The 25,086-nt window shown below is 56.3% G+C and carries 24 protein-coding genes and 1 other RNA gene; 5 read left to right on the top strand and 20 right to left on the bottom strand.

Features of this window, described 5'->3' with window-relative positions:
• Positions 1-6 precede the first annotated feature (6 nt).
• The 20 genes from BMZ67_RS14245 to ffs all read right to left on the bottom strand — a co-directional run bounded on the left by BMZ67_RS14245 (position 7) and on the right by ffs (position 18,528).
• On the bottom strand, positions 7-954 hold the full coding sequence (locus BMZ67_RS14245; protein ID WP_092023863.1) for an AgmX/PglI C-terminal domain-containing protein: 948 nt from the start codon (positions 952-954) through the stop codon (positions 7-9).
• Positions 947-1,444, bottom strand: a complete 498-nt coding sequence (locus BMZ67_RS14240; RefSeq protein ID WP_092023861.1) for an ExbD/TolR family protein — start codon at positions 1,442-1,444, stop codon at positions 947-949. Before BMZ67_RS14240 ends, BMZ67_RS14245 begins: the two co-directional genes overlap by 8 nt.
• Positions 1,441-1,962 carry a biopolymer transporter ExbD gene (locus tag BMZ67_RS14235; protein ID WP_092023850.1) on the bottom strand — a complete coding sequence of 174 codons (522 nt, stop codon included), beginning with the start codon at positions 1,960-1,962 and terminating at the stop codon, positions 1,441-1,443. The genes BMZ67_RS14240 and BMZ67_RS14235 overlap by 4 nt, the downstream gene beginning before the upstream one ends.
• A 15-nt stretch (positions 1,963-1,977) precedes the next feature.
• Complete coding sequence (locus tag BMZ67_RS14230) at positions 1,978-2,622, bottom strand: MotA/TolQ/ExbB proton channel family protein (protein WP_092023840.1); 645 nt, start codon at positions 2,620-2,622, stop codon at positions 1,978-1,980.
• A 17-nt stretch (positions 2,623-2,639) separates the two neighbouring features.
• Entirely contained in the window at positions 2,640-2,975 is a 336-nt protein-coding gene (locus tag BMZ67_RS14225; RefSeq protein ID WP_092023814.1) for a hypothetical protein, read from the bottom strand.
• Positions 2,976-3,629 (bottom strand): tetratricopeptide repeat protein, encoded by a 654-nt coding sequence (locus tag BMZ67_RS14220; RefSeq protein ID WP_092023812.1) that lies wholly within the window; start codon positions 3,627-3,629, stop codon positions 2,976-2,978.
• On the bottom strand, positions 3,622-6,456 hold the full coding sequence (locus tag BMZ67_RS14215; protein ID WP_092023810.1) for a tetratricopeptide repeat protein: 2,835 nt from the start codon (positions 6,454-6,456) through the stop codon (positions 3,622-3,624). The genes BMZ67_RS14220 and BMZ67_RS14215 overlap by 8 nt, the downstream gene beginning before the upstream one ends.
• Positions 6,453-8,126 carry an ATP-binding protein gene (locus tag BMZ67_RS14210; protein ID WP_139214388.1) on the bottom strand — a complete coding sequence of 558 codons (1,674 nt, stop codon included), beginning with the start codon at positions 8,124-8,126 and terminating at the stop codon, positions 6,453-6,455. The genes BMZ67_RS14215 and BMZ67_RS14210 overlap by 4 nt, the downstream gene beginning before the upstream one ends.
• 22 nt (positions 8,127-8,148) lie before the next feature.
• The gene (locus BMZ67_RS14205; RefSeq protein WP_139214387.1) at positions 8,149-8,685 is read right to left on the bottom strand and encodes an AraC family transcriptional regulator; all 537 of its coding nucleotides are present in this window, start codon (positions 8,683-8,685) and stop codon (positions 8,149-8,151) included.
• Between the two features lie 332 nt (positions 8,686-9,017).
• Positions 9,018-10,196, bottom strand: a complete 1,179-nt coding sequence (locus BMZ67_RS14200; protein ID WP_092023804.1) for a vWA domain-containing protein — start codon at positions 10,194-10,196, stop codon at positions 9,018-9,020.
• 55 nt (positions 10,197-10,251) lie between these two features.
• Complete coding sequence (locus BMZ67_RS14195; RefSeq protein WP_092023802.1) at positions 10,252-11,094, bottom strand: AAA family ATPase; 843 nt, start codon at positions 11,092-11,094, stop codon at positions 10,252-10,254.
• 188 nt (positions 11,095-11,282) lie between these two features.
• Positions 11,283-12,968, bottom strand: a complete 1,686-nt coding sequence (locus BMZ67_RS14190) for a VWA domain-containing protein (protein WP_092023800.1) — start codon at positions 12,966-12,968, stop codon at positions 11,283-11,285.
• Positions 12,969-13,067: 99 nt separating this feature from the next.
• The gene (locus tag BMZ67_RS14185; RefSeq protein ID WP_092023798.1) at positions 13,068-13,409 is read right to left on the bottom strand and encodes a hypothetical protein; all 342 of its coding nucleotides are present in this window, start codon (positions 13,407-13,409) and stop codon (positions 13,068-13,070) included.
• Positions 13,410-13,411: 2 nt separating this feature from the next.
• The gene (locus BMZ67_RS14180) at positions 13,412-13,858 is read right to left on the bottom strand and encodes a YcgN family cysteine cluster protein (RefSeq protein WP_092023796.1); all 447 of its coding nucleotides are present in this window, start codon (positions 13,856-13,858) and stop codon (positions 13,412-13,414) included.
• Positions 13,855-14,148, bottom strand: coding sequence for a YcgL domain-containing protein (locus BMZ67_RS14175; RefSeq protein ID WP_092023794.1), 294 nt, complete (start codon positions 14,146-14,148; stop codon positions 13,855-13,857). Before BMZ67_RS14175 ends, BMZ67_RS14180 begins: the two co-directional genes overlap by 4 nt.
• The gene (locus tag BMZ67_RS14170; RefSeq protein WP_092023792.1) at positions 14,145-15,284 is read right to left on the bottom strand and encodes a ribonuclease D; all 1,140 of its coding nucleotides are present in this window, start codon (positions 15,282-15,284) and stop codon (positions 14,145-14,147) included. Before BMZ67_RS14170 ends, BMZ67_RS14175 begins: the two co-directional genes overlap by 4 nt.
• A 30-nt stretch (positions 15,285-15,314) precedes the next feature.
• Entirely contained in the window at positions 15,315-15,917 is a 603-nt protein-coding gene (gene recR, locus BMZ67_RS14165) for a recombination mediator RecR (RefSeq protein ID WP_092023790.1), read from the bottom strand.
• Positions 15,918-15,951: 34 nt separating this feature from the next.
• Positions 15,952-16,275: a YbaB/EbfC family nucleoid-associated protein gene (locus BMZ67_RS14160; protein WP_092023788.1), complete on the bottom strand. Its 324-nt coding sequence runs from the start codon at positions 16,273-16,275 to the stop codon at positions 15,952-15,954.
• 44 nt (positions 16,276-16,319) lie between these two features.
• Positions 16,320-18,287 carry a DNA polymerase III subunit gamma/tau gene (gene dnaX / locus BMZ67_RS14155; RefSeq protein WP_092023786.1) on the bottom strand — a complete coding sequence of 656 codons (1,968 nt, stop codon included), beginning with the start codon at positions 18,285-18,287 and terminating at the stop codon, positions 16,320-16,322.
• Between the two features lie 144 nt (positions 18,288-18,431).
• Positions 18,432-18,528: signal recognition particle sRNA small type (gene ffs / locus BMZ67_RS14150), an RNA gene on the bottom strand.
• A gap of 200 nt (positions 18,529-18,728) precedes the next feature.
• Here ffs and BMZ67_RS14145 point away from each other — a divergent pair.
• From BMZ67_RS14145 to prsR, 5 genes are all read left to right on the top strand, one after another.
• Positions 18,729-19,646 carry a D-hexose-6-phosphate mutarotase gene (locus BMZ67_RS14145; RefSeq protein WP_342713588.1) on the top strand — a complete coding sequence of 306 codons (918 nt, stop codon included), beginning with the start codon at positions 18,729-18,731 and terminating at the stop codon, positions 19,644-19,646.
• Positions 19,643-20,458, top strand: a complete 816-nt coding sequence (locus BMZ67_RS14140) for a lysophospholipid acyltransferase family protein (protein WP_092023784.1) — start codon at positions 19,643-19,645, stop codon at positions 20,456-20,458. Before BMZ67_RS14145 ends, BMZ67_RS14140 begins: the two co-directional genes overlap by 4 nt.
• On the top strand, positions 20,458-21,420 hold the full coding sequence (locus BMZ67_RS14135) for an SDR family oxidoreductase (protein ID WP_092023782.1): 963 nt from the start codon (positions 20,458-20,460) through the stop codon (positions 21,418-21,420). The genes BMZ67_RS14140 and BMZ67_RS14135 overlap by 1 nt, the downstream gene beginning before the upstream one ends.
• Before the next feature lie 27 nt (positions 21,421-21,447).
• Positions 21,448-23,565, top strand: coding sequence for an XrtA/PEP-CTERM system histidine kinase PrsK (gene prsK, locus BMZ67_RS14130; protein WP_092023780.1), 2,118 nt, complete (start codon positions 21,448-21,450; stop codon positions 23,563-23,565).
• 106 nt (positions 23,566-23,671) lie between these two features.
• The gene (gene prsR / locus BMZ67_RS14125; protein WP_092023778.1) at positions 23,672-25,051 is read left to right on the top strand and encodes a PEP-CTERM-box response regulator transcription factor; all 1,380 of its coding nucleotides are present in this window, start codon (positions 23,672-23,674) and stop codon (positions 25,049-25,051) included.
• Positions 25,052-25,086: the final 35 nt, after the last annotated feature.

The raw sequence follows: 25,086 nt of genomic DNA, 5'->3' as shown, positions 1-25,086 counted from the left end.
TACGTTTTACGACGGGAGGAAATCGATTGGGAACCGTACTGTCCTGCGCTCCACATTTTCCGTCCCGAAGTTGAACAGTAACACCCTGCTGGCCAGCCGCGACTCCAACGTCGGGTTGCCCAGCTCAGAGCTGATAACTTCGCAACGCGAAACCCGACCGTCCGGCTCAATCACCAACTCAAGCAGCACCTTGCCCTCTAGCGTGGGATCCTGACGCAGCTCCCTCCGATAGAGGGCATACAACGCCGTTTTCTGAGCATCGAACACCTGGCGGATATTGTTCATTCCACGCTGTGCCGGCCCGGCTGGTGGCGGTACTCGTGCGACCTCAGCCTCGACAGGCGACGCATCTTCGACCTGACGCACCTGGTGGCCGGCCAACTCGACGTCCCTATGCGTCACCGACTCGGAGCGCACCCCACCACTGCCGCTCAGAACCTCAGGACCCGGCTCCGCCAACCCATCAGCGTGAACACTTGAAGCATCGACCACATTGGCCGTCATGGTTTGTGGGGCATTTACTTTCGGCTCACGCATTTGTGCCAGCTGTGATTGAAGCGCAAGTAGTCCGGATCGCGCAGCGACCTCCCTGGCCTGCTGAACCGTCTGTTGGGGCGGCTCGACGTTGGGCCTGTCAGCAACCGCTGGCGCTGGACGCACCTCAGGCTCCACAGGCGCGGGCGGCTCCGGCTCCGCCACCGTTTCCTCGGGCTCCGGGTCCGCTACCATTGGCTCCTGTTCAGGTTCGGGCAACGGCTTCCGCTCCATCAGCCTCGCCAGTTGAGGCGGCAATGCTTCTGCCTCACTCCGGTCCGGCTCAGGGAGCTCGACGAACGGAATCCACAACGCCGGTCCCACAAACAACACAGAGAGGATGACGACAATGCTACCGAAGCGAGCACGGTCTCCCTTTTCTGCTGCCCATGGAAGACTGGAGCCATAGCGATCACCCATGGTCACCGCCCTCGTTCTGTGACTCGACCGCTAGCCGTACCTGCCGGAAATCGTGATCGACACAGGTCTGCATCACCCTGCGAAGAAGTCGATATTCGGTGTCCCTCCCGGCCAGAATGGTGACTTCCAGTCCCGCCTCAGGGATCGCAGCGTGACGGTCACGGCGATAACTCAACTCTTCTGCCAATCCCGGCACTGTGGCGGCGTCCGGATCAGTAGATGACAGCTTCGCGACCTCCCGGCCGTCGACCAGTATCGCCTCATCGGTCACCAACACGGTCAACGTGTCTCGGGCCTGGTGTTCAGCATTCGAGCTCGGCAATGGCACATCAGCTGTATTCTGAAGCACCTTCACGTCCGAGGAATTCACCATCAGGAAGAACACCAGTATCGTAAAGATGTCCATCAGTGACACCAGGTTCAGCCCACCTGGCCGGTGCATCCGCTTGTAATGGCGTTGCATGCGCTTGGCGCGGCGGGACAGCTTCATTGCCCCCCTCCTACGGCCGCAACCGCCAGAGTTCGATTTTCCGCCGCATCAGCGAGCGAAACATCGGGAAACAACTCGGCCTCAACCACAGTCGCCGCAACAACCGCTTCGTATGATCGCAGTGTATCCATGGTGGTAACGAGGCTTTGGTAATCAATGCCAGGAGCGACTTCGAGCATGACATCTGTCTTTTCCGGAACTGCGCTCTTGATACGGACAAGCACTTCCCTTAACCCTTCAAAATCATAGCCCCCCTGCTTCATCGGCAATGCCTGGATGAGTCCTCGATCGCTGTCGGCGACTTCCAGGCCATCCGAAATCAAAGCTACAGACAGTCTGAACTGGTCGGCGGCAGGCGCCTCACCAGAAGCCATGCCGGGGAAGTTGAGTTCAATCATCTTTATCTGGCTAAACACCATTCCTAACAGCAACACCGGTACCAGCACGATCATCAGATTCATGAATGCGGTGATGTCGAGGTCGGGTGTAGAGACCAGTCTGCGATGTCTCCTTCTCATGGATCAGCCTCCGTGTCAGGCGGCCTGTTCCGGATTGTGATCCGAAATGATGTTGAGCAGCTTCACCCCTGCCATTTCAAAGCTATCAACGATGTCGTTGGTTCGGGTTTGCAGCAGGGCATGGAACATCAGTAGTGGGATTGCTGCCATCAAACCGAACGCCGTTGTGTTCATTGCAACGGAGATGCTTTCAGACAGCAACGTCGCCTTTTGGGAAGGATCCGCACTGGCGACGGCGGTAAAGGCTGCAATCAGCCCGATAATCGTACCCAGCAAGCCAAGAAGTGTTGAGACGTTGGCCAGGGTAGCAAGGTATTGAGTGCGATTCTCAAGGCGCGGCAACACTTCCATTAGCCCTTCTTCCATAGCGTATTCAATATCTTCCCTGCGCCGGTTGTTCAGCAAGCGGCCGATGCCAGCGCCCATGATGGAAGCGATGGCGCTATCGGAGCTGTTCGCGGCCTTCATGGCGCGCTGATAATCACGTTTCTGCAACAACGGAAGAATACCCTTCTCAAACGCGACCCGATTACGCCGGCGAACCGAGGACAGGTACACGAAACGCTCAATCGCTATCGCTAACCCAACCATGAGAACCAGAGCGATCGGGTACATGAACGGGCCACCTTCCTGGAAAAAACGTACTACTGTCTCCAACATGATCTAACTCCAGCCTTCTAGTTCGGTGTGTAAATTGAATCCAGCTCTGGATTCAGGGTTTCGCGAAAGTTGCGGTGACGCTCGAACACCACCGGGTCAATGGGCGTCATCAGTTCCGGCATCTCGGAGCTCAGTTCCGACCTGGGGCGACGAGGTATCGTTGGGGCCTGCCATGGCAGGATATACAGAACCCGAGGATCATCATCGCCCGGCTGCGCAGAGATGCCCTCAACGGTGAGCGCAGAGACCGTTTCGCCGCCGCCAGCATCATCCTCATCGACTACGGGATCAGCGGATACAAGGGCAGCCCCCAACGCTAACATCGCCAGCAGTGCCAACTGCTTTGCCGTCATCTATTGAACCCTCCGTTCAAGGTCCGCTATCCAGCCGGCAACCCGGGCATTCTCGTCCTCAGACAACTCCTGGTAACGCCGGTAGTGGGCCAGCGCCGTTTCCAGGTCAAGCAGGTAAAGCTCTGACAACACTGCCAAATTAAAATGTAGCTCTGGAACTTCAGGCGAGTACTTAAGCCCCTGTTCAAGAAGTCCCCGGGCTTCACCAAAGCCACCTTCCCGCTGCATTAACAACGCAAGGTTGTTTACCGACACGACATCATCAGGGCGCTGCTCCAGGGCCTCTCGATACAACGCCTTTGCCGCCGGGATGTCGCCCTGACGCTCTTTGACCCAGGCCAGCCGCGCCTTGGCCAACGCATAATCTGGCCGGGCATTGGCCAGCGCCTCCAAACGCTCTGCAGCCATCACCCAGTTTTCACTGGCCAAGGCTCCTTCTGCACTATCGAGCAGCTGACTCTGGGCTTCATCAAGGGGTTCGACCGGCTCTGGCACCCAGGTCCGTTGTTCAGTCACCGCTGGGATGGCGGCTTGGGACGCCGCCCCTGGGTTTACTGCCGAGCTCGCGCACCCGTTGAGAGCCGCCACGGCGATCGCGGCAATGGCCACAGCTCGCAACAGTAGACGCAATCGGTATGAACTGATGTCAAGCATCGTCTTCCCTCTGGGTCACACTCTTGTTGTCCCACCCCATCCATTGCATCTCTCGGGCGTAGCGTCCTGGGTGGAGCTCTGCCAGCGCCTGCAGGCTCCGTTGCACCCATTCATCAAACTGCCCTTGCGCCAGCTGCTGGTGATTCTCTTCATGCACTTCGATCGCCAGCTCCTCAAACGGGAATGCCTGCTCCTCAAGGAGCATCTCGTACTGCATCAGTTCGAGCTCGGTCAGCTCAGGCGGGCGGCTGGACGCCATCAAGTCGCGGGCCATAGCACGGTACAGCTCCGCACGGCGGTAGAGGGATTCGGAATACAAGGGACCATCGGAAAACTGCTGAATCAGGTTGAAATACGCCTTGGCACTTTCCATAAGCCGTTGTTTCTTAGCCAAGGACTCGGAAAGCGGGTAAACAAGCGCGATGGCCTCAAACTGTTCGGCGCTTTCAACTCCTAAAGCAAGCGCAGCCTGAGCTGCCCAGGCCAGGGTTTCCTCACTGTGCCAGCGGCTTGCCTGTTCCGTTTCGACGATATCGCGCCTAAGGCCATCCCCACGCTCTGCCTCCCCGGCGCTTTCTACGAGCCGCTGACGGATACGCTGATGCTGGATGTGTGCATCCGGGCTATCCGCCACAATGCCCTGGGCCAGGAATGCTTGATAGATTGCATTACGTGAAGGTTCGGCAGCCCCGGCGTGATAAAGCTCAGCCGCCCTTAACCGGGTTTGCCAATCACCCGAACCGTGCTGTACCAGCTCATCCGCCGCCCGCACGGGCTGTCCAGATGCCTGGTAGGCGTAGACCAGCTTTTCCGATATTTGTGGGGTCAGGCGATCAGCCGGGTAGTCCTGCCGAAACCGCTGGAGCTCGTTAATGGCGGCTTGCCAGCGCTCGCCGTGAAGTAATGCGTTGGTTGCGTCAAATCGCCCTTTGACCGCAACCTCAGACCCCGGAGCAACGGCTTCAATCCGCTGATAGTGCGCAATTGCCCGATCAAGATCACCTGACCGGTCAGCGACCTCCCCCTGACGATAGATACTGGTTGCCAGTTGGCGGTTCAATGTCTGAGCTTCCTCCACCGAGACAACCACTGAACCAACTGCCGTCAGGGCCAGCGCCTGCCTCCAGGCGTGTTCAGCGTCAGAATGACGAGCCAGTGCACCAAGTGACTCAGCCGCAACCAACCAAGCATTGTACTGAATGCCGCTATCTTCTCCGGCGTTGCCAATAGCAAGCCCTGCAAAGCGATCAGCGCCAGCATAGTCATTGGCGGCCAGCAACCGACCGGCGACGTCAGCCTGAAGCTCACCCAACCGGTGATCATCGGGGAACGCCAGTGCAAACCGGTCCGCGCTGGCGGCATAGCCCGGAAGATCCACAAGCCCAGTGCTACCTTCTGCTAGCCCTTCTCGCTCGAGAATTAACGACGCCCAGCCCGCATCCGCCGCTCCAGGGTAAGAGCCGGCGCTATACGCTGCGCGCCGGTAGTAGCGATTTGCCGCGGGGTAATCCCCGGCTTGAAGTGCCGAATCTCCCGCTAGCCGCAATATCTCTCCTGCATCTGCTACCCGGTCTGCCAATACCGCGTAATAGCCAGAGGCCTTGGAGAAGCCAGCCTTCACAGTTGCCGGGGCACCGCCTTCACTGGCCTGCCGGTAGTAGTGATCCGCAACCATACGACAGTATTCCCACCAGCGCTGGCGTTCAGGATCCCCGAGGGACTCGAAGGCCATCGACGACTGGTAGGCTTCAACAAACGATTCCCTTGCCCGCCAAGCACGAACGCTATCCCCGCTCGCCATGAACACATCGACGTTCTGAACACGAAACGCAGGCACACCTCGGTTGTCTGGGTAGCGTTCGATAAAAGCATTCGCCACCTCGACGGCATCAAGGTATTCCCCCGTGCCCACATAGAAATCCACCAAGCGGTCATAAAGTAAACTCACATAGCCACGATCTGGGGTGCCATCGAGCATAGCGCCCAGAGCGGCCTCTCCCCCTTGTTTGGCCGCCATGATTGCGATAATTCGGAACGTGTCATCAATCATATCCAGCGACGCCGCCGGAATAGCGCCAAACCCCTGGGTGCGTTCATTCTGCTTGTCGAGCACTTCCAGGAAACTCGCCGAAGCCCTACCAAAAGCCCCCTGCTTGTATTGAGCCCAGCCCAGCATGTAGTGGGCTTTGTCGTTGAGGCTCTGGGATGACCGCTGTTCGGAAGCCGCCGTGTCATTCAGGACTTGCCGGTACATGAGTTCGGCCTCCCGATACTGGCCGGCAGAAAATGCCGCTTCGGCAATACGGAAGCGAGCTTCGGGAACAAGACTTGAATCCGGATACAGCCCGACCATTTGCTTCAACCGGGCGATCGATTGCGGGTTTTGCCCAACATAGGCATGGGCCTTCGCCATTTGATACAGCAATTCATCCAGGCGGCCCTGAAAAGCTCCCCGACCGAGGATCTCGTCATAGCTGCCGAGCGCATCCTGATAGACCTCCATCTCTTTCTCCGGGGAGAAACGCAGGTCTTCCTCAGCCAGCTGCTGAAGATTAGACAGCCGGTTGAGCGCGTCAATCCGAACCTCCGGCTCATCGGATTGCTCAAATAATTGCTGGTATCGCCTGGCGGCCTCCCTGGGGGAGATTGCTGGTAAAGCCTGTGCGCGGTATTGCAGGTACACCGGGCGCATATCGCCGATGGTGTCGCCATCCTGATTCAGATTAACCTGGAATGACTCTTGGGCGGATATTGCTGGAGCCCAGATTGCACTGCCCATCAGGGTACCGGCAGCCAACGCACGACGGATATGGCGAACGATCGTCATTCCCTGTCACCCTGATTGAGATTGCGAAGAGCCAGGTGTTCGTATAGGTACGCAAGATGTTGCTCTGCACGGTCCTGGGCGAACTCGATTCGCTCGCCCTCGCTTTCAAGGAAGGCGACCATTTGCTGATCCAGCGCCTGCTCCGCCTGCCGCTGAATCCCGGCAACCTGCCGTTTCAATGCTTCGATAGCCTCGCTCATGCTGGCCAACTTACCGTCAAGCTCCCTCAGCCGCCGACGAGCCATTGGCTGTTGCTCCGGCAGGTGTTGGTAGGCAAAGCGCAAATCGGCAAGGGTTTGCGCCAACCCTTCAAGCTGCCGCCGCTGATCACCACTGGCGCTGGGGCCAATGGTTTTCAGTGCGTCAACCAGCCCCGCGATCCTGGGATCCGCCTGAACGCGCTGGTCATCAAGGTAGGATTCGGACGGAAGGTCATTCAGCCGTTGCTGAACAGCCTGCCTGAAAATTTGCAGGTCCTCGTATCGGGAGTCGAGCTCATTCGACAGGCTAAACAACGTCGCAACCCGGTTAATCACTTGTTGGCCGCCCCCGGTCTCGGCAAACCTCAGCAGGTAGGCACGCCTTGGCTGGGCCAGCGATTGGCTGTCGGCCAGAAACCACTCAAGGTCGGTGGCGCGGGCGGCCTGTGCCATCGCTAACCAGGCGCCCTGCTGCTGTACCTGTTCAATCAGTGACTTCAAGGTCACCCGCTCACTTTCAAACGCCGCGTTGGCCGCCAGAAACGCTTCACCGGCCTGACCCAGATAACCAAGCTCGTCGTAGCCCTGCCCCATTCCAAGCCAGGCATCCGCCACACCGGGTAACGCCAGGGAATATTTTTTCGCCCGATGCCAGGATTGCATGGCTTCCCGGAAGTTTTGACGGCCGGCCAAGGCAAGCCCATGGAAATAGAGCGCCTGGGGAGTGTTGTAGCTGTCGAGTGACACTTCCCTAAGGAAGCTTTCGGCCTTAGCGAAGTCTTCAGCACGATAGGCCAAGTATCCTGCCTGCAAAAACAGCTCAGATTTCAACGCGCGTGCTCGCTCGGCATCATCGTCCTCCGCAAGCAGGGCAAGTGCCACACGGAGCGCAACCAATGATCGCGAAGGAGAACCGTCAAGCTGCGCGTAATCAGCCGCAATATTCTGGTAACCAATAGCAGCCCAGTACCCTGGTTCCATGGTCGCCAACACTTGCCCGGCCCGGTCTGGCTGAGCATGGGTTCGTAACGATTCGGCCAGGTAGAATCGGGCTTGTTCGCGTGTTTCGCCGTGCCCAAGCCGTTCGGCATTGCGAAGTGCGTCGTCAATATCAACGTCCGCACGCCCTACCATTCCGGCTTGAGCTAACAACAACCAGGCTTGTCCGCGGTGGCGGTCGCCTCGTGTTAATTGTTGCAGCAGCGGGACCGCTTCGGCGGTTCGTCCGGTACCGATCATGGATTTGGCGCGTAGGAGCTGAGCGGTCGGAGACTCAACCTCCCCCAAGAACGCCAACGTCTCCGGATAGCGGCTGCCTGCGGAACTAAACTGTGCCAAGCGCACTCGGATCTGATCGTCGTCCATCCCAGCGGCATGTACTGGCATGGAGAAAGCCGCATACAGCCCAATACCCATCGCTGTTGCAACAATGACCGAATGGAGACAAGAAGATGAGGTTCGTAACTTCATAGGGAACACGGCCTGACCAACCTTACTGCCAGTCCTGCAGTGTCATGGTGGGTTCAAAATCTGGTGCCGTTGCGCCCAATTGAACCTCGATGCTGCTTTCGCCGGCCCGTTTACGGAACATCAGTTCAGATTCCCGTCGAACGTATCGCTCATTCCCGGTCTGTGCCGCCAGTTTGATTTCGAGGCGATGCTCACCAACGGCCAGGTTTCCTGCGTACAGCCTTTGCAGGCCGCCTTGCTGCAGTGCTTCTTTTTCATGAGGGCTATAGAGGTGAGTGGCGACTGGGCGACCATCAATCGCTATTTCGATGCTTTCCGGTACAAGAGCATCTTTGTTCACGAGGGACAGAAAAAGAAAGACACGGGTATCTGCCGGAAACAGTGTCGCTTCCTGAAGCTCCAGCAATTCCTGGCTAAGCACCGCAACCTCACCCTTCAGCTGTTCGATCCGGGCATCCAGCCCCTCATCCGCCAGCCCCTGCTGCCAACCCAGCCCCAGTAAAAGCGTTAAAGCCAGAGTACCTGCAACTCGAAACGATGAAAGACGCTTACTGATCATTCCCAACGTCATCCCCGATATATTCCGTAACAAAAGTACAGAAAGGGTAACACTGGCAATGCAGCAAGAACGGTATCAGATCACCAAATGAAAAAGTTGGAGGCGTGGAGTCGTACAGCGGTCGTCAGAATTCTTTACAAACAGCGTTAGAAGTAGGTTGACCTACAACTTGAAAATTCAGAAAACCAGAGATTTTTTTCGTAAATTCAGAAGGATACAAGTAGTGGCCCTGACATTGCTTAGAGTACCACCGGCGGGAAAGCAATTGAGTGAATACCGCTTGATATGCCGAGCTTTGCCGATGCTCTCAACCGCATCGGCTTTTTTTTGCCCTATTTGCTCAACTGTTTCATGGCTGATTCAAGGCCATCAATGGTCAGGGGGTACATGTGGTCACTAATGAGCTGTTTGGTAATGCCCAGTGAGCCCCCCGTGCCCCAATAACTCTCAGGCAGCGGGTTCAGCCAGACCACCTTGCGAAAATGATCCGTTATCCGCTGAAACCAGGTCGCACCAGCTTCCTCATTCCAATGCTCAATGGAGCCACCTGGATGGGTAATTTCATAAGGCGCCATGGTGGCATCACCGACGAAAATCACTTTGTAGTCCGGCGAATACTTACGGAGAATTTCCCAGGTATCGGTGGTTTCATTCATACGGCGAATATTGTTGGTCCAGACACTCTCGTAGACAAAGTTATGGAAGTAGAAGTACTCCATGTGTTTGAACTCGAGTCGTGCGGCTGAAAACAGCTCTTCGCAAACCCGTACATGCGGGTCCATGGATCCACCGACATCAAAGAAGATCAACACCTTGATCGCATTGTGTCGCTCCGGGACCATTTTTAGATCGAGAAAACCGGCGTTCCTTGCTGTCGATGAAATCGTGTCATCAAGGTCAAGCTGATCAGCAGCCCCCTGGCGGGCAAATTTCCGTAACCGCCGAAGGGCAACCTTGATGTTGCGGATTCCCAGGGTAATGCTGTCATCCAGGTCACGATATTCCCGCTTCTCCCAAACCTTGACTGCACGCCCCTGTCGCCCATCCTTCTGGCCAATACGGAACCCTTCCGGATTATAGCCATTGGCCCCGAACGGTGAAGTCCCGCCTGTACCGATCCACTTGTTCCCACCCTGGTGGCGCTCTTTCTGCTCTTCCATCCGCTGTTTGAAGGCTTCAATCAACTCTTCCAGGCCACCAAGTGACTCGATCTTTGCCTTCTCTTCGTCACTAAGCTGCTTTTCAAACTCGGCACGAAGCCAGTCCTCGGGAATCAGGGCTTCCAGCAAGGCATCCAGGTTCTCAATGCCCTTGAAATAGGCATCGAACGCCCGATCGAACTTGTCAAAGTGGCGCTCGTCCTTGACCAGACAGAGTCGAGCCAGGTAGTAGAACTCTTCCATATCTGCAAACGCCAGCCTGGCTTTCAGCGCTTCCAGCAGATCAAGGAATTCCCTCAGGCTCACCGGTACCTTGGCTCGCCTGACTTCCATGAAGAAATCAATCAGCATGACCGCCCCCAGTAAACAGGGTGAATTTTGGCAAACAAACGCTCACCTTAAACCCTCAGCCACGTCGGCGGGCCATAAAGGCCAGTTTCTGGAGCAGGTGCACGTCCTGCTCGTTCTTGACCAGCGCTCCGTACAACGGCGGCAACGCGGAGCTGGCGTCCTTTTCCTGGAGCAGCTTGGCAGAAAGGTCATCTGCCATGAGCAGCTTAAGCCAATCAATCAGTTCAGAGGTGGACGGCTTCTTTTTCAGGCCCGGAACCTTCCTGACATCGAAGAACAGTTCAAGGGCATCGCGAACGATTTCCTGCTGAATGTTCGGAAAGTGGACCTCAACAATGCTTTGCATGGTGTCGTGGTCCGGGAAGTTGATGTAATGGAAGAAGCAACGGCGCAGGAAGGCGTCCGGCAGTTCTTTCTCATTGTTACTGGTGATGACAACAATGGGGCGCTTCCTGGCTTTAACGAATTCCTGGGTTTCGTAGACAAAGAACTCCATCCGGTCGAGTTCCAGCAGCAGGTCGTTAGGGAACTCGATATCTGCCTTGTCAATCTCATCGATGAGCAGAACCACTTGTTCGTCTGCCTCAAAGGCTTCCCAGAGTTTGCCCTTGACGATGTAATTACGGATGTCCTTGACCTTTTCGTCACCCAGCTGGGAATCCCGTAGACGGGATACCGCATCATACTCATACAAGCCCTGCTGGGCCTTGGTGGTCGATTTGATATGCCAGGGAATAAGCCTCATTCCCAATGCCGACGCCATTTCTTCCGCCAATAACGTCTTACCGGTACCCGGCTCACCCTTGATGAGCAGCGGGCGTTGCAGTGCAATCGCCGCGTTAACCGCCATTTGCAGGTCGCCGGTGGCGACGTAGTTTTCGGTACCGGTAAACTTCATTATCAAAGTCCTGTGTCGTGATATCCGCCGCTGGGGCGCCGTAATCAAACGCCCGATGTCAGCGAGTCAGTTATTAGCCTCTGCACATCCAGCTCAGAGGCTCTCTTGATAGGATGCTATCTTCCTAAACGCCTGCTGTCGATCCCAGCAAAGACCAACCCGTCCGTACCCCAAGCCAAATGCCCGGATTACTGCCCCCCATTCCTTCCGCCGCCGTCTCGGTCATGGCTCTGGGATTGGCCCTCATCTTCGCCACCTTCAACCTCGGAAAGGTCGAAATCCACCAGGCCAAACTCTTCTTCGTCAATGACCTGCTCGTCCAGCTCGGGGATGGCTGGTTCATCGGTATCGAGGACCTCATCGCCACCTTCAGGCTCAGCCGCATCAACACCAGAAGAATTGGCCTTCTGCCGCCATACCAGCAACAAGCCAGCGGCAAGAACCACCAGGCCAACAACACTACCACCTACGAGGTACCAGGCATTCAATCCCTCCCCGTCAGACTCCAGGTTCGCGGGCGCGTCTGCCTCTACCGGAGCTATAGGGCTTGGTAATTCGACCTGAGCCACATCAATCGGTGCTATGGCTGGGGTAACTGGCGATAGGTCAGGCTCTACACTATCCATAGTAGAGTTAGCCAAATCGGAACCAGTCACATCATCGCCATCAGGCAATGCCAAAACAGACTGTTCCGGTTCGGCCACATCAAAGGTCAAAGTCTGACTGTATTTCCGGGAAAACGTCTTTCCGTTACCCACAACTTCCAGGGTGAATTCACCGGCAAACGGCAGGCGGCTAATCTCGTCCCGATAGACGCCGTCCTGCGGCGGTTGATCCGCCGATAGAGTCTTAGTCCCGGATCGTCCGTCCGCCGACGTCAGTGTGACCGTGACGTCAATAACACCAAGGAATTCCGGATCGGTAATCGGATCAGCCTGGTCATAGAACACGGCTTCAATAACGACGGGGTGTTGTTCGGTGAAGCGGGTAGGCAGAGGCGACAACACCATCTTCAGATTGCTGACGACGGTTACCTGGCTGCCATCCCCTAAAGCGCCCTGAACCGACCACTCACCAGCATCGGGATCGGTAACAGTGATCAATTCGTAGCCAGGCTCACGAAACCAGCGCGTCGACGCCTGGTGACGACTTGAATTCTGCTCCTCTCCCCCGGGACTGACCAGGGTCACCCCCCTGGACGTCGCACCACCAAAAATCAGGGCAGTGAACTCCTCAACACCGTCATCCACCAGGAAGCTGTTACCCTCAAGCGGAATTTGCTCCTGGGGAACTGCCGAATTCAGTGAACGAAGGAAGGCATGGTTGAGCTCTTCGGCTGACTCCGCAAGGCTGAAATTGCCCCCGGTCTGATCGGAAAATGCCCGCAGCAAATTTATGTCTGCGGCCTCGGACAGTCCGATGGTATGGATGGTGGCACCCGCCTCGGACAACCCCCGCAACACCTCACTGAGGACCCTTGCCCGCTCCTGATCGTTTAGGGCCCCATCATCGGAGACATCAATTTTGCCATCGGTGAGCAGAATAAAGTGGGTATTGCTCAGGTCACCTTGGGTGAAATAGCTATCACTGGCTACCTCAAGGGCTTTACCCAGGTTGGTACGAAGCGCGACGGAGTTGATTTGGCGCGAACGCTCAATAGCCCGCTCCCGCCACGCGTCATTAACGGCACCGTGGGGAACCAGCATGTTGACGTATTGCCCAAACGTCCAGATGCCTGCCGTGGAATCGCCAGGGAGTATTCGCGCTAACAGACGTACAGCAGGCTGACGCAGATTGAGGGGGTCGGTCTGCTTCATCGACCCGGAGATGTCCACGATGATGCGAACATCCCGCCCCTCCGGGATTTGTGGCATGGGCTGTCCGGCGCTTACCTGCCCGGGCAGCACCAACACCCAAAGTAGACACAGACAGAGCAGAGCTCGATTCACCACGCCCTCAGCGCCCTTTTCAGCTTATCGCTTCACCAGCCGATAACGAACCAGGTCCAGTATCCAGACCAAAGCCATCACAATACCGGCAATGCCCATGTTCACCATCGCCCTGGCCGCTTCTTCGGTGTTGCCCAGAATCGTTTCATACCCGGCGTGGAGCCAGGCGGGTACCCACCAGCCAGCCACTTCACTGGACTCAACCGGTGGCAATATCAGGACAATCAGCACTGCCAGCAAAAGCGTCCGCAGGCCATAAAGAGGTATGACTTTAAAAAGCCGGCTCATCATGATGAAAAATATAAGAAATCCTACCGCATAAATTGCCCAGAAGATCCCGTAGGCGGTTTGTGCATCTGCAGTCATGGTCACAAAATCCAGTGAATAATATGTTCTTCCCAGTCTTCCTCTGGGACCTTATCTTCGGAGATAACGCGATTGCGGACGGATACGCCTGCCTCATGCACGCTTTCAGGATCTCCAGATCTGAGCGGGTGCCAATCGGCAAGTGGACGCCCTTCTGCGATCGTTCGGTAGGCACAGGTGTAGGGCAACCAATGATAATCGCCCACCGTCTGCGGCGTCAGGTCGACACACTCAGGAACCTTGGCAAGCCGGGTATCGTATACGGTGCAACGACAGCTTTCGCTATCCATATACCGGCAAACCAGGTCTGTGTAATAGACTTCGTCCGTGTCTTCATCTTCAAGCTTTGCCAGGCAACACTTTCCACAGCCATCACAAAGTGACTCCCACTCAGCAGGAGTCATCTCATCCAGACGTTTACGCTGCCAGAACGGAATCGCCGCAATCATTCACGGTTCTTCCTTAGCTTTTCCTTGAACTCCACCACATAGGCCTCATGCTCTTCCGGCAGCTGGAGATAAAAGTCCTGTTTCTCCAACGCCTCAAGCACTACCTTGCCGGTTGTCCTGGCAAGCTTTCGGTCAGGTGTCAGGATGAGATCCATCGCATGAAGAGGGGCTCCAAACACTTCCCGTAGGGGTTCGGGAAGCGCATCCCACTCCTGTCCACGACGAACAAAAAGGTAAGTGTCGTCTTTCTTTCCGCTACGGAAAACGGAGACAAACTGCTTGTCGGTCATATACTCAATGCTGCCTTGATTTCATTTGATACATCGCTCAACAACGCGCCTCGCCACCCTTGCATAAGCGCGTCCTCAGTGGAGAAGCCGTTCTGCACCAGTACTTCCAGGCGTTTTCTGGGTGCCAGAATTTCAATGGGGATGTCCTGGCTCTCCGCTACCCTGACGAAAACCTGCTTAACCTTCTTGTAGAGCTGTTGCTGACTTTTGGTCAACGGCGGCCGGATGCACTGAAACTCATGCTCAGCTGCGTCGTCATCCACACCGGGGTTGATCAGCTCCAACAACCGGTCACCGTATCGACGCACGACGACCGGGGGTAAATCTTTGATCGCGTTCAAGCCACTCTTGCTATCGGGCATGGCTTCCGCCAGAGCGATCAGGACCGGGTCGGGCAAAATCCGATTACGGGGCCGGTTGCGATCCCGGCTTTCCAACTCCCGCCACTCGGTCAATCGTTGCAGCACTTGCTGCTGCTGACCATTCAGAGCCCAGCCACCGCGAAGCTTCAGGTAATGGCTGCCGGGGTCATCTTGATCGTACAGGTCACTGGCAAATCGGGCAGACTCCTGCTCCAACGCTTCCCACAAATCCTTTTGCTCAAGCCCTGCCCTGACCCAATTATAAAGCGGGAGCAGAAAACGAACGTCATCAAGCGCGTACTGTTCCTGCGCAGCTGACAGAGGGCGACTGATCCAGTCAGAGCGCGTCGCAGATTTATCAAGCTGGACGCCAAAAAGCGTTTCAACCAACTTGGCGTACCCGACCGAGAAACCGGCTCCGGCAAGCCCTGCGCCAATTTGCAGGTCAATAACCCCCGCTGGTTTGACATTCAGCCACTGCCGGAACAGCTCCAGGTCTTCGCTCATGGCATAAAACAGCTTTATTCTCGACCCATCCGCCAGGGCTTCCCGAAAGCCGTCCGAGGCTTCGGCAACTTCAGGATCGACCAGGTAATAGCACTCCCCAATCCCGAGCTGGACCAAGCCGGGGATAGGAAAAAACGTAGTAACGCGCTCGAACTCGGTATCAACCGCCAGCGGCTCAGACGGCGTTGAGGAGAGCCATTGGTTGAGCTCTTCCGGTGAGTTGAGCCATCGGGCTGCCTCGACGTATTCGGCGTGGTCGTTAGTCATACAAACTTGCTATCAAAACGTTAAGGAGACTTATTCAACGAGCGGTTTGCGCCCGCGAAAAGCATGGGTAAGGGTAAATCCATCGACATAGCCAAGCTCGCCACCCACCGGTATGCCATGGGCAAGACGGGTAATCAAAACGTCTACGCCATCCAGCCGGTCCGCGATGTAATGGGCCGTAGCTTCACCTTCTATGGTCGGGTTGGTCGCCAGAATCAGCTCACTGATGCTCTCACTGCCAACCCGCGCAACCAGTCGATCAATGCCAATATCAGCTGGGCCAATACCATCGATGGGTGAGAGATGCCCCATGAGCACAAAATAGCTCCCCTCGTACCCCCCAGCCTGCTCAATCGCGAGCAGATCCGATGGACTCTCAACGACACAGACCGTGCCGTTATTACGCTTGGGATTCTCACAGACGCCACATACCGGCGTATCAGAGAAATTCTGGCAACGCTCACACCTGCGCACACCCGTCATGGCGCCGGACAGCGCTGATGCCAGGCGCTCGCCACCTCCCCGCCCCTTTTCAAGCAAATGAAACGCCATTCGCTGGGCGGTTTTCTGGCCCACACCGGGCAAGCAGCGCAACGACTCCACCAACTCGTCGACCAGTGGACTGAATGCCATGAAGGACCTCGTAATCTATTTATTTTACAAGATGTTAAAACGGCATCTTAAAGCCGGGAGGCATGCCAAGCCCGGACATCATGCCAGACATCTTTTCTTTCTGGTTTGCCTCAACCCGGCGCACGGCATCATTCACCGCCGCGGCCAGCAAGTCCTCAAGGACGTCCTTTTCTTCTGCCATCAAGGAGGGATCAATCTCAACCTGCCGAACGTCATGCCGGCCGTTCATCACAACCTTAACCATTCCAGCACCTGACTCGCCGGTTACCTCGGCCTTGGCAATTTCTTCCTGGGCCTTTTGCATGTCTTCCTGCATCTTCTGGGCCTTCTTCATCAGGTCGCCCATACCATTCATCATATCGCTTACCTCTTAAAATACGGTCCCTGCCCGGCGACTAGCGCCTAAGACAGTGGCTTGATCGAGTCTTCGACCACACGCCCTTCAAATCGTTCAACGATCGAATTGACCAGCGGGTCGTTTCGTATCGCGTTTTCAGCCGCCCTTTGCCGGGCAATGCGGGCACGCTCCTCCCAAGCTGCAGGCGTATCGCTGCCGGGAGCACCTTCATGCACCGTTAGGGAAATATGGTCACCGAAGCGTTGTTGCAAGGCCTCCAGGATACGAACTCGATGTCGCTCGGTCAGCAGACGCTGATGCCCTTGATCCAGGGTGAGTACAACAGCATCCCCTTGCCACGCCATCGCCGCGTGGCTGGCGAGATTACCGGGCATACCGGCGATACCGAGGCTGCGAAAATCCCTCGCCCACAGGAACTCGCCATCGGATCCCGTCTCGGCAGCTACTATCTCAGTTGTTGGCTCGCCTTCTGGCGCACTTGCACCCTCAACGTCCGCGTCCGCTTTGCTGGCGTTCAGCGGTTCGGCTGCAACGGTGGTGCCCAGCTCCGGGCTAAACTGTGGCTCCGCTGGAACCGTCTCCAGGTGTTCAGTAACCGGATCTGGATCCCAGGGCGGCGGATCATTCGGCTCCATCGCCATGGCGGAAGAGTGATCGACCAGCGTTTCTGCGGGAGCTTCTACCGGCGCTGGTTCAGTCACGCCAGGGTAGTCCTCAACCGGTGGGATAGCCTCGGCAGCTGCAGCGCTGTCCAATGACGGCGTCTGATGGCTCAACTCATCGGCGACAGGCTGCATTGGCAATGCCTCAGCAGCTTCTGCTGCTGGCTCCGGATGAGCACCGGCACTTTCAACCGGCCCCGGTTCCTCACTTGGCTCTGAAGCAAGCGGCCTGCCGGACTGCACCGCCGAAGGCTCGCGGCGCTCAGCACCAGGCCGGAATGCCAGCATTCGTAGCAGGGTCATCTCAAACCCCATTTTTGCATCCGGGGTGATCGCCAGATCTTTCCTGCCCATCAACGCCGACTGATAGAACAGCTGGGCATCTTCAGCGCTGAGCTGGCGAGCAAGCGATTGCACCTGCCCGGCATCTCCAAGGGAATTATCAACACTACCGGGGATTACCTGCTCCATGGTTACCCGGTGGAACAGTGACAACAGGTCGGCGAGTATTACCCCGTAGTCGGGTGAGAAGTCAGAGATCCGCTGAATTTCAGACAACAACGCTGGTCCGTTCCCGGCAACCAGCGTCGCCACCAACTTTTCGATATCACGCTGGTCGATGGTACCCAGCATGCTGCTGACATCGCTGGCCGCCAGCTTCTGGTTGCCATAGGCAATGGCCTGATCGGTCAGACTCAAGGCGTCACGCATACTGCCATCTGCGGCCCGGGCCAACAGCCACAACGCCGGCTCATCGAAAGGAATACCCTCTTCCGTCAGTACATGCTTGAGATGCCCGGCAACATGCTCAGGCGTCATCCGCTTCAGGTTGAACTGAAGGCAGCGGGAAAGAATGGTGACCGGCAGTTTTTGGGGGTCGGTGGTCGCCAGCAGGAACTTTACGTGCTCCGGGGGTTCTTCCAGGGTTTTAAGGAAGGCATTGAACGACTGATTGGTCAGCATATGGACCTCGTCGATCAGGTACACCTTAAAGCGCCCACGGGTCGGCGAATACTGGACGTTATCGGTCAGCTCCCGCATATCATCAACGCCGGTTCTGGAGGCGGCATCGATCTCAATCAGGTCGACAAAGCGCCCCTCCTGAATCTCACGACAACTGTCACAAACACCACAAGGGGTTGGTGTTACCCCGGTTTCGCAGTTGAGGCACCGCGCCAGCAGTCGGCCGATGGTGGTCTTGCCCACGCCCCGGGTACCGGTAAACAGGTAGGCATGGTGCAAACGCTGGTTCTCGAGGGCATGCACAAGTGCCTGGAGCACATGCTCCTGACCGACCATGTCCTGAAACGTCTGAGGGCGCCATTTACGGGCTAGTACCTGGTAGCTCATATTCCATCAACTGCGGCTGTATTTCGGAATCAACAATAGCACGGACCCGGGATGAGAAGAAGCTGATCGTTCCAGGTATGCGATGTCCAACTGCCTGATTATTTCGGGAAAACGGGGAAGGAAGAGAGATAAAACTGGGGGTGACTCCACCAGCGACACTCCGGCACACAAGTCCACCGCTGCGGCTGCTCCCTTCCGGGCCTGACCGGGTTCACGGTTTATTGTTGCGGAGGCACCAGCGGAGCCACCATAACGATCTGAACCAGCTCGTTCAGATGCGGCGCGCATGTTAACAGGGCTAGCCAGCGGCTTCAATCCCCATTGCAACATTCCGTCAATTATTGTCTCCCGGCGCACCGGACTCTATCGCGCATTCGATCAAATTCAATTAATCTTCACTATGCTTATGATTCAATATGCTTTCTTAAAACGAGGCAGGAAGTGAAAACAGCCCCAGGCTCCTGGTCATTTACGCGTTGGACCACCGTCGATCAACTGGAGGCCTTAGAAGTACGGCACCCAGAATTTTACGCCCGGCTATTTTTACAAGGCGCCCACCTCTCCCACTTTGCACCAGCAGGCGCAGGCAACTGGCTCTGGTTGAGCGACACCGCCCGCTTCATGACTGGCCGTGCCATTCGCGGGGGCATTCCGGTTTGCTGGCCATGGTTTGGCGTCCCGGGCAAGAATCCGGACCCCGTCCGCCAGACCGTACTCAGCGACACCCCACACGGCTTCGCAAGAACGGCTGTCTGGAACTTAGAAGATGTCCGGGAAAGCGCGCAGGATGTTGAAATATCGCTATCCCTGGACGCCAGCCAGGACTTTGCCGAGCTCTGGGGCGGGCGCGCTTCGGCGCTAATCACGTTTCGCTTTGCCGCCACAGCGCTTCAGGTGGCACTGACCAGCACCAACCTTGGCCGAACGCCCCTCGCGTTTTCCCAGGCGCTCCACACCTACCTGCCCACGCCAGATATCACCCGAACCCAGATTACCGGACTGGATCGCTGCAACTATATCGACACCCTTGATGAATGGTCCCGCAAGCGTCAGGACACCGCCTTGTGCTTTGATGGGGAAGTAGACCGCATCTACGATACCGGGGGTGCCGATATCGGATTAAACACCCCGGCTACGGCCTACCGCCTGTGCAGTAGTGGAAGCCGCTCTGCTGTGGTTTGGAATCCAGGCCCTGAAAAATCCCGACACCTTTCGGATTTTCCTGACACGGCCTGGCAAACAATGCTCTGCGTCGAAACCGCCAATGCTTTCGATAACATCTACGTGCTCAATAGCGGCCAAAGCCACACCCTCAGCGTCATGATCAGTAGGCTGGAAGAACACAAGGACCCTTCATGAGCATCACCTCACGGATTAAATCCGCACTGGTTTCGCCCGCGCTGGACGAACAAATCAACAAGATACGCAAGCCCATCGGTACACTTGGTTATGACCCCTGGGGTTATAACAACGAGGCCGTTAAAGTAGGCTTTTCCCTGGTCCGACTGCTCTATGAACGTTACTTCCGCGTCGAAGCCTACGGTGTCGATAAAGTACCGGAAAAGGGTCCGGTACTGATCATCGCCAACCACAGCGGCCAGCTCCCGCTCGACGGAGTACTAATCGGTTACGCCCTCGCCTCAAGAGAAAGCAAACCACGCATCCCCCGGGCAATGATCGAACGGTTTTTCCCAACGGTTCCGTACCTTGGCAACCTGCTGAACGAGTTTGGCGCGGTTCTTGGCGACCCCATCAACTGTGCAAAAATGCTGGCCAATGACGAGGCGGTCATCGTTTTCCCGGAAGGTGTGCGGGGGTCAGGCAAGCTCTACCGCGACCGGTATCAGCTCAAGCGCTTTGGCAACGGCTTCATGCACCTTGCCATGAAGTACAACGCCACCGTCATCCCCGTTGGCGTGGTCGGCTGCGAGGAAACCATTCCAGCCATCGCCAACGTAAAACCCCTGGCAAAAATGCTTGGCGTACCCTACGTCCCTATCGCCCTTCCCGCCGTGCTCCCAGCGAAAGTGATCCTGAATTTTGGCGACCCCATGGTGTTCGAAGATGGCGAAATTCCGGAGGAAGAGGTGACGTCTCGGGTTGAGCAGGTAAAAGCAGCGATCAGCGAACTGATCGACAAAGGGTTGAGTGAACGGAAAAGGCTATTCTGATGACGGCTAAGAAACAAGCGCCCAAAAAACGCCCCCACATTCTGGTCACCGGCGCGGCAGGCGCCCTGGCACAACAGGTGATTCACCGACTCCAGGATACTTGCGACCTGGTTGCCGTCGACTTCCGTGAACAAGTCTATCTGGGCGACGACATCCCCAGCTACTGTATTGACTTCAATAAACGCGTCTTTGAAGACCTGTTCCGCCGATACGATTTCGACGGTGTCATCCACCTTGGCCGTATTCAATCCAGCCAGATGACCCGCATGCGGCGGTACAACGCTAACGTCCTTGGCACCCAGAAGCTTCTCGACCTGAGCCACAAGTACGGCATCTCCCGCGTGGTTGTGCTCTCTACGTACCACGTATACGGCGCCATGGCCTACAACCCTGCGCTGATCGATGAATCGGCCCCACTCAAAAGCGCAGGCCTTACCATGGATCTTGTTGACTCAGTCGAGCTCGAGAACCTGGCCAACATCTATCTCTGGCGCTACCCGGAGTTGAACATCAGCATTCTCCGGCCCTGCAATATTGTGGGCCCAGGAGTACGGAATACCATCAGCCACCTGCTCTCCAGCGATCGGGCTCCGGTTTTGATGGGGTTCTCGCCAATGATGCAGTTCATTCACATTGACGACATGGCCGACGCGATCGTACTGGCCTACCAGAAAAAGACCCGGGGCATCTTTAATGTCGCACCGGATGACTGGGTAGCCTTCCAGCGGGCGCTCACGCTGTGTGGCTGCCAGCGTTTTCCGCTTCCGTCCATTCCACCGGCTCTAACGTTGAGTATATTGCGCACCCTGAAATTAAAGAGCTTTCCCTCGTACTTGATGAACTTCTTCAAGTACCCTGTCGTTATCGACGGACGAGCCTTTGCTCGCGAGTTCAATTTCAAGCCAAAGCGGCCTCTAAAGGAAATTTTTCACTACTACCGGGAAAACAAACGACCCGTGTAGAGCGAAAGTCACAGGATGTAGTACGGTATGGTGACAAACCTTACGGTGATCAGCCATTCACTGGCGGCACTGGCGTATCTCTTGCTCGCAATTCTGATTGCGGGCAAATACCTTCGACGGGACGTGGATCGGTCCATGCTTCTCGCCGCCTTGGTGACATCAGTCTGGTCCTTTTCACTCGTGTCCCAGGCCCTCTGGTCAGAACCGGGCTTTTTCCTGCGCTATCTACTGGAGCTGGTTCGCGATGCCAGCTGGATTGCCGTTCTATTGGCACTGTTACGAGACGCCTCCCGTACTGGCCAATTTATGGGCAAGGTCCGCCACGCCCTCAGCGCAGCAACCATTACTCTCGTCATCTTGCTGATCACCTTTGGCGTTCTTGAGTATGCCTTCGGCATAGCCATAGTCGACGGAAAAACCAAAGTGGTCGGGCAGATCGCATTGACACTGCTGGGGCTATCCCTGGTCGAACAAATCTGGCGAAACTTTGGCTCGATGGGACGATCGAGCCTGAAGTACATTTGCATCAGTATCAGCACGCTGATGGCCTTTGATTTCTTCATGTACTCCGACGCGCTGCTGTTCGGTCAGATCGCCGATTCGTTCTGGGATGCCCGCGGCTTTGTTTCCGCTCTGGTTGTCCCCCTGCTCGCCGTTAATGTCGTCAATACCCGAAAGCAGCCCATCGAGTTTCAACTGTCCCGCACGGCGGTCTACCACGTCGGCGCCCTCACCTTTGCAGGCCTATACCTCATCTTGCTGGCCATCGGCGGATACTATGTCAAAGTTATGGGCGGCAACTGGGGCAACGCCCTGCAAGTTCTGTTCGTTACCGGCTCAATTGCCTTTTTTGTTCTTCTGGCCACATCCCAACGAATCCGCGCACGCCTGATGATTTTCATCAGTCAGAACTTTTTCGACTACAAATACGATTACCGCGAAGAATGGCTGAAGATGACCCGTCAGCTCGCTGACCTGAGCGATAGCCCTCCGCTGCCTGAGCGAGTTATCCGCATCCTGGGGGGGCTAGTGGAAAGCAACTCTGGCGTCCTCTGGCTGCGAGATGAAGACGGCAACTTTGCGCTTCAGACAGCCGTCAACATGGCCACCCCCAAGTACACCACCATTGACAGCCAATCCGAACTCATTCGTTTTCTTCAGGAGCGGGAGTGGATCATCAATCTTGAGGAGTATCGCCAGGACCCTGTTCGCTACAACCTTCTGGAAATCCCGGATGCAATCACCAAATTCCGGGATGGTTGGCTTGTTATTCCCATGTACCTGGGCAACGACCTGTACGGCCTTACCCTGATCGGTACGCCCTATGCAAAAGTGGAACTTAACTGGGAAAACTTCGACCTGATCAAGGTCGTTGCGCGGCAGACCTGCAACCTTTTGGCCCAGGATGATGCCCAGAGCCGCCTGTCTCGAGCCATGCAGTTCGAAGCCGTTAGCAAAGCTTCCGCCTTTATGGTCCACGACCTGAAAACGCTGATTGCCCAACTTACGCTACTGGTAAACAATGCGTCTCGCCACAAATCGAACCCAGCCTTTATCGACGACATGATCCTGACGACCGAGCATGCCGTCGGCAAAATGTCACGACTGGTCGACCACATCCGAAAACCCATTGATGACTCCGACGAAACTGGCTGCGTGGATCTCAACTGTCTCGTGACCCAGCTTTGCGAGCAGCACCAAAAAGGTCAGCCGAGCCCACAGTTCAAACCAGCGCCAGCCCCGGTCTTTGTCGACGCAGACCAGGAGCAGCTCAGAAGTGTATTGGGCCACCTGATCCAGAATGCCCAGGATGCAACCCGGCCCGAGGGCGAGGTCTCGCTGACGTTAAAAACGTCGGAGGGCCAGGCCGCCCTGTTTGTGCAGGACACAGGGTCCGGAATGACCGAAGAATTCATCAAGTTTCAGCTTTTTAAACCGTTCGAAAGCACCAAAGGCCTAACAGGCATGGGAATCGGCGCCTATCAGGCCCGCGAATACGTTCGCAAAATTGGAGGAAATATCGACGTCACCAGCGAACCAGGCGTTGGCTCCTGCTTTTCGGTCCGCCTCCCCATTGCCATGGCGGACACCGCGACTCCGCGCGGGAAATATGACGCAGAACCCCCTGCCAGGCACGCCAAATGATTGGCGCAATTTAAAAAACCCCCTGATGATGATTGCAATGGACAGGGGTTCAGTTAAGAATCTGTAGTGATATGACATCACCCTACAAAAAGGACTTGTGGCAGTTGTGAGTAAGCGACTTTTGATCGTTGAGGATGACCCGGGATTACAAAGCCAAATGCGGTGGTGCTTCAGTGAAGACTTGGAAGTCTCCGTAGCCGATACCCGGGAATCCGCACTGGCGGCGCTTCGCCGCCTAGAGCCGGATGTGGTTACACTGGATCTGGGGCTCCCCCCTGACCCAGGCGGCGCCACGGAAGGTTTCGCCCTGCTTGAAGATATTCTTCGCCTGTCACCTCAAACCAAAGTCATCGTCGTTACCGGGCGAGAAGACAAGGAGAATGCCGTCAAGGCCATCGGCATGGGGGCTTGCGATTTTTACCAGAAGCCCCTCGATGCGGACATTTTGACGTTTGTTGTCAACAGAGCCTTGAGACTCGCGGAACTGGAGCGGGAGAATCAGGAACTCCAGACGACCCAGAATGGCACGTCAATTAAAGGCATCGTGGCCGCAAGCCCTCAGATGCTGTCCATCTGCCGGACGCTCGAAAAGGTCGCGCCTACCGACGTGACCACGCTGATCACCGGCGAAACCGGAACCGGGAAAGAATTGCTCGCACGCGCCCTTCACGACCTGAGCCACCGGTCAGGCAAACCTTTCGCTGCGATCAACTGCGCCGCCATCCCTGAAAACCTCCTTGAAAGTGAGCTTTTCGGCTACGAAAAAGGAGCCTTTACCGGTGCTACACAAAGCAAGAAAGGAAAGATTGAGAACGCCAATGGGGGCACTCTGTTCCTCGACGAAATTGGCGACATGCCCATGGCACTCCAAGCCAAGCTTCTGCGCTTCCTGCAGGAACGAGTGATCGACCGAGTCGGGAGTGTCACACCCATTCCCGTCGATGTGCGCGTGGTATGCGCCACCCACCGGGAGGTCCGCCAACTCATCGACAGCGGGGACTTCCGGGAAGACCTTTACTATCGAATCAGCGAAATCACCCTGGATGTTCCGGCGGTGAGGGAGCGGGATGGGGATGCCCTCGTCATTGCCAAGTCCCTCCTGAAGTCCCTCGGCAAACAGATGGACCGTCCGAACCTTGCCTTCTCCGAAGATGCTGTGCGTGCCATCGGAGGGTACCCATGGCCCGGCAATGTTCGTGAGATGATTAACAAAGTGAAGCGCGCCACCATTATGGCGGATGGTAAACGTGTAACTGCTGAGGATCTGGAGCTTCAATCCGATGTCAGCACACTGGACACCCAACTCAACCTCCGTCAGGTCCGTGAAAGTGCTGAGCGCCAGGCAATCATGCAAGCCCTCCAAACCAGCAACTTTAACATGGCTCAGGCGGCACGATTGCTGGGCATTACCCGCCCTACCCTCTACAACCTGACAGACAAGTACAAGATAGAGTCTTCAGCAGAGGCGGCTGGGACCAGACAATAAGAAATTCAAGGATATAAAGTAATGAAAATAAGGAT

The sequence above is a fragment of the Marinobacter zhejiangensis genome (genome assembly GCF_900114775.1).
GTDB lineage: Bacteria > Pseudomonadota > Gammaproteobacteria > Pseudomonadales > Oleiphilaceae > Marinobacter > Marinobacter zhejiangensis.
The sequence above is the reverse complement of the archived record's forward strand: the minus strand, read 5'-3'. Positions and strand labels throughout refer to the sequence as shown.

Excerpts from the sequence above, each read along its gene's own strand:
- BMZ67_RS14245 (WP_092023863.1), bottom strand. The coding sequence starts at position 954 with ATGGGTGATCGCTATGGCTCCAGTCTTCCATGGGCAGCAGAAAAGGGA.
- BMZ67_RS14240 (WP_092023861.1), bottom strand. The coding sequence starts at position 1,444 with ATGAAGCTGTCCCGCCGCGCCAAGCGCATGCAACGCCATTACAAGCGG.
- BMZ67_RS14235 (WP_092023850.1), bottom strand. The coding sequence starts at position 1,962 with ATGAGAAGGAGACATCGCAGACTGGTCTCTACACCCGACCTCGACATC.
- BMZ67_RS14230 (WP_092023840.1), bottom strand. The coding sequence starts at position 2,622 with ATGTTGGAGACAGTAGTACGTTTTTTCCAGGAAGGTGGCCCGTTCATG.
- BMZ67_RS14225 (WP_092023814.1), bottom strand. The coding sequence starts at position 2,975 with ATGACGGCAAAGCAGTTGGCACTGCTGGCGATGTTAGCGTTGGGGGCT.
- BMZ67_RS14220 (WP_092023812.1), bottom strand. The coding sequence starts at position 3,629 with ATGCTTGACATCAGTTCATACCGATTGCGTCTACTGTTGCGAGCTGTG.
- BMZ67_RS14215 (WP_092023810.1), bottom strand. The coding sequence starts at position 6,456 with ATGACGATCGTTCGCCATATCCGTCGTGCGTTGGCTGCCGGTACCCTG.
- BMZ67_RS14210 (WP_139214388.1), bottom strand. The coding sequence starts at position 8,126 with ATGAAGTTACGAACCTCATCTTCTTGTCTCCATTCGGTCATTGTTGCA.
- BMZ67_RS14205 (WP_139214387.1), bottom strand. The coding sequence starts at position 8,685 with ATGATCAGTAAGCGTCTTTCATCGTTTCGAGTTGCAGGTACTCTGGCT.
- BMZ67_RS14200 (WP_092023804.1), bottom strand. The coding sequence starts at position 10,196 with ATGCTGATTGATTTCTTCATGGAAGTCAGGCGAGCCAAGGTACCGGTG.
- BMZ67_RS14195 (WP_092023802.1), bottom strand. The coding sequence starts at position 11,094 with ATGAAGTTTACCGGTACCGAAAACTACGTCGCCACCGGCGACCTGCAA.
- BMZ67_RS14190 (WP_092023800.1), bottom strand. The coding sequence starts at position 12,968 with ATGCCACAAATCCCGGAGGGGCGGGATGTTCGCATCATCGTGGACATC.
- BMZ67_RS14185 (WP_092023798.1), bottom strand. The coding sequence starts at position 13,409 with ATGACTGCAGATGCACAAACCGCCTACGGGATCTTCTGGGCAATTTAT.
- BMZ67_RS14180 (WP_092023796.1), bottom strand. The coding sequence starts at position 13,858 with ATGATTGCGGCGATTCCGTTCTGGCAGCGTAAACGTCTGGATGAGATG.
- BMZ67_RS14175 (WP_092023794.1), bottom strand. The coding sequence starts at position 14,148 with ATGACCGACAAGCAGTTTGTCTCCGTTTTCCGTAGCGGAAAGAAAGAC.
- BMZ67_RS14170 (WP_092023792.1), bottom strand. The coding sequence starts at position 15,284 with ATGACTAACGACCACGCCGAATACGTCGAGGCAGCCCGATGGCTCAAC.
- recR (WP_092023790.1), bottom strand. The coding sequence starts at position 15,917 with ATGGCATTCAGTCCACTGGTCGACGAGTTGGTGGAGTCGTTGCGCTGC.
- BMZ67_RS14160 (WP_092023788.1), bottom strand. The coding sequence starts at position 16,275 with ATGATGAATGGTATGGGCGACCTGATGAAGAAGGCCCAGAAGATGCAG.
- dnaX (WP_092023786.1), bottom strand. The coding sequence starts at position 18,287 with ATGAGCTACCAGGTACTAGCCCGTAAATGGCGCCCTCAGACGTTTCAG.
- BMZ67_RS14140 (WP_092023784.1), top strand. The coding sequence starts at position 19,643 with ATGAGCATCACCTCACGGATTAAATCCGCACTGGTTTCGCCCGCGCTG.
- BMZ67_RS14135 (WP_092023782.1), top strand. The coding sequence starts at position 20,458 with ATGACGGCTAAGAAACAAGCGCCCAAAAAACGCCCCCACATTCTGGTC.
- prsK (WP_092023780.1), top strand. The coding sequence starts at position 21,448 with ATGGTGACAAACCTTACGGTGATCAGCCATTCACTGGCGGCACTGGCG.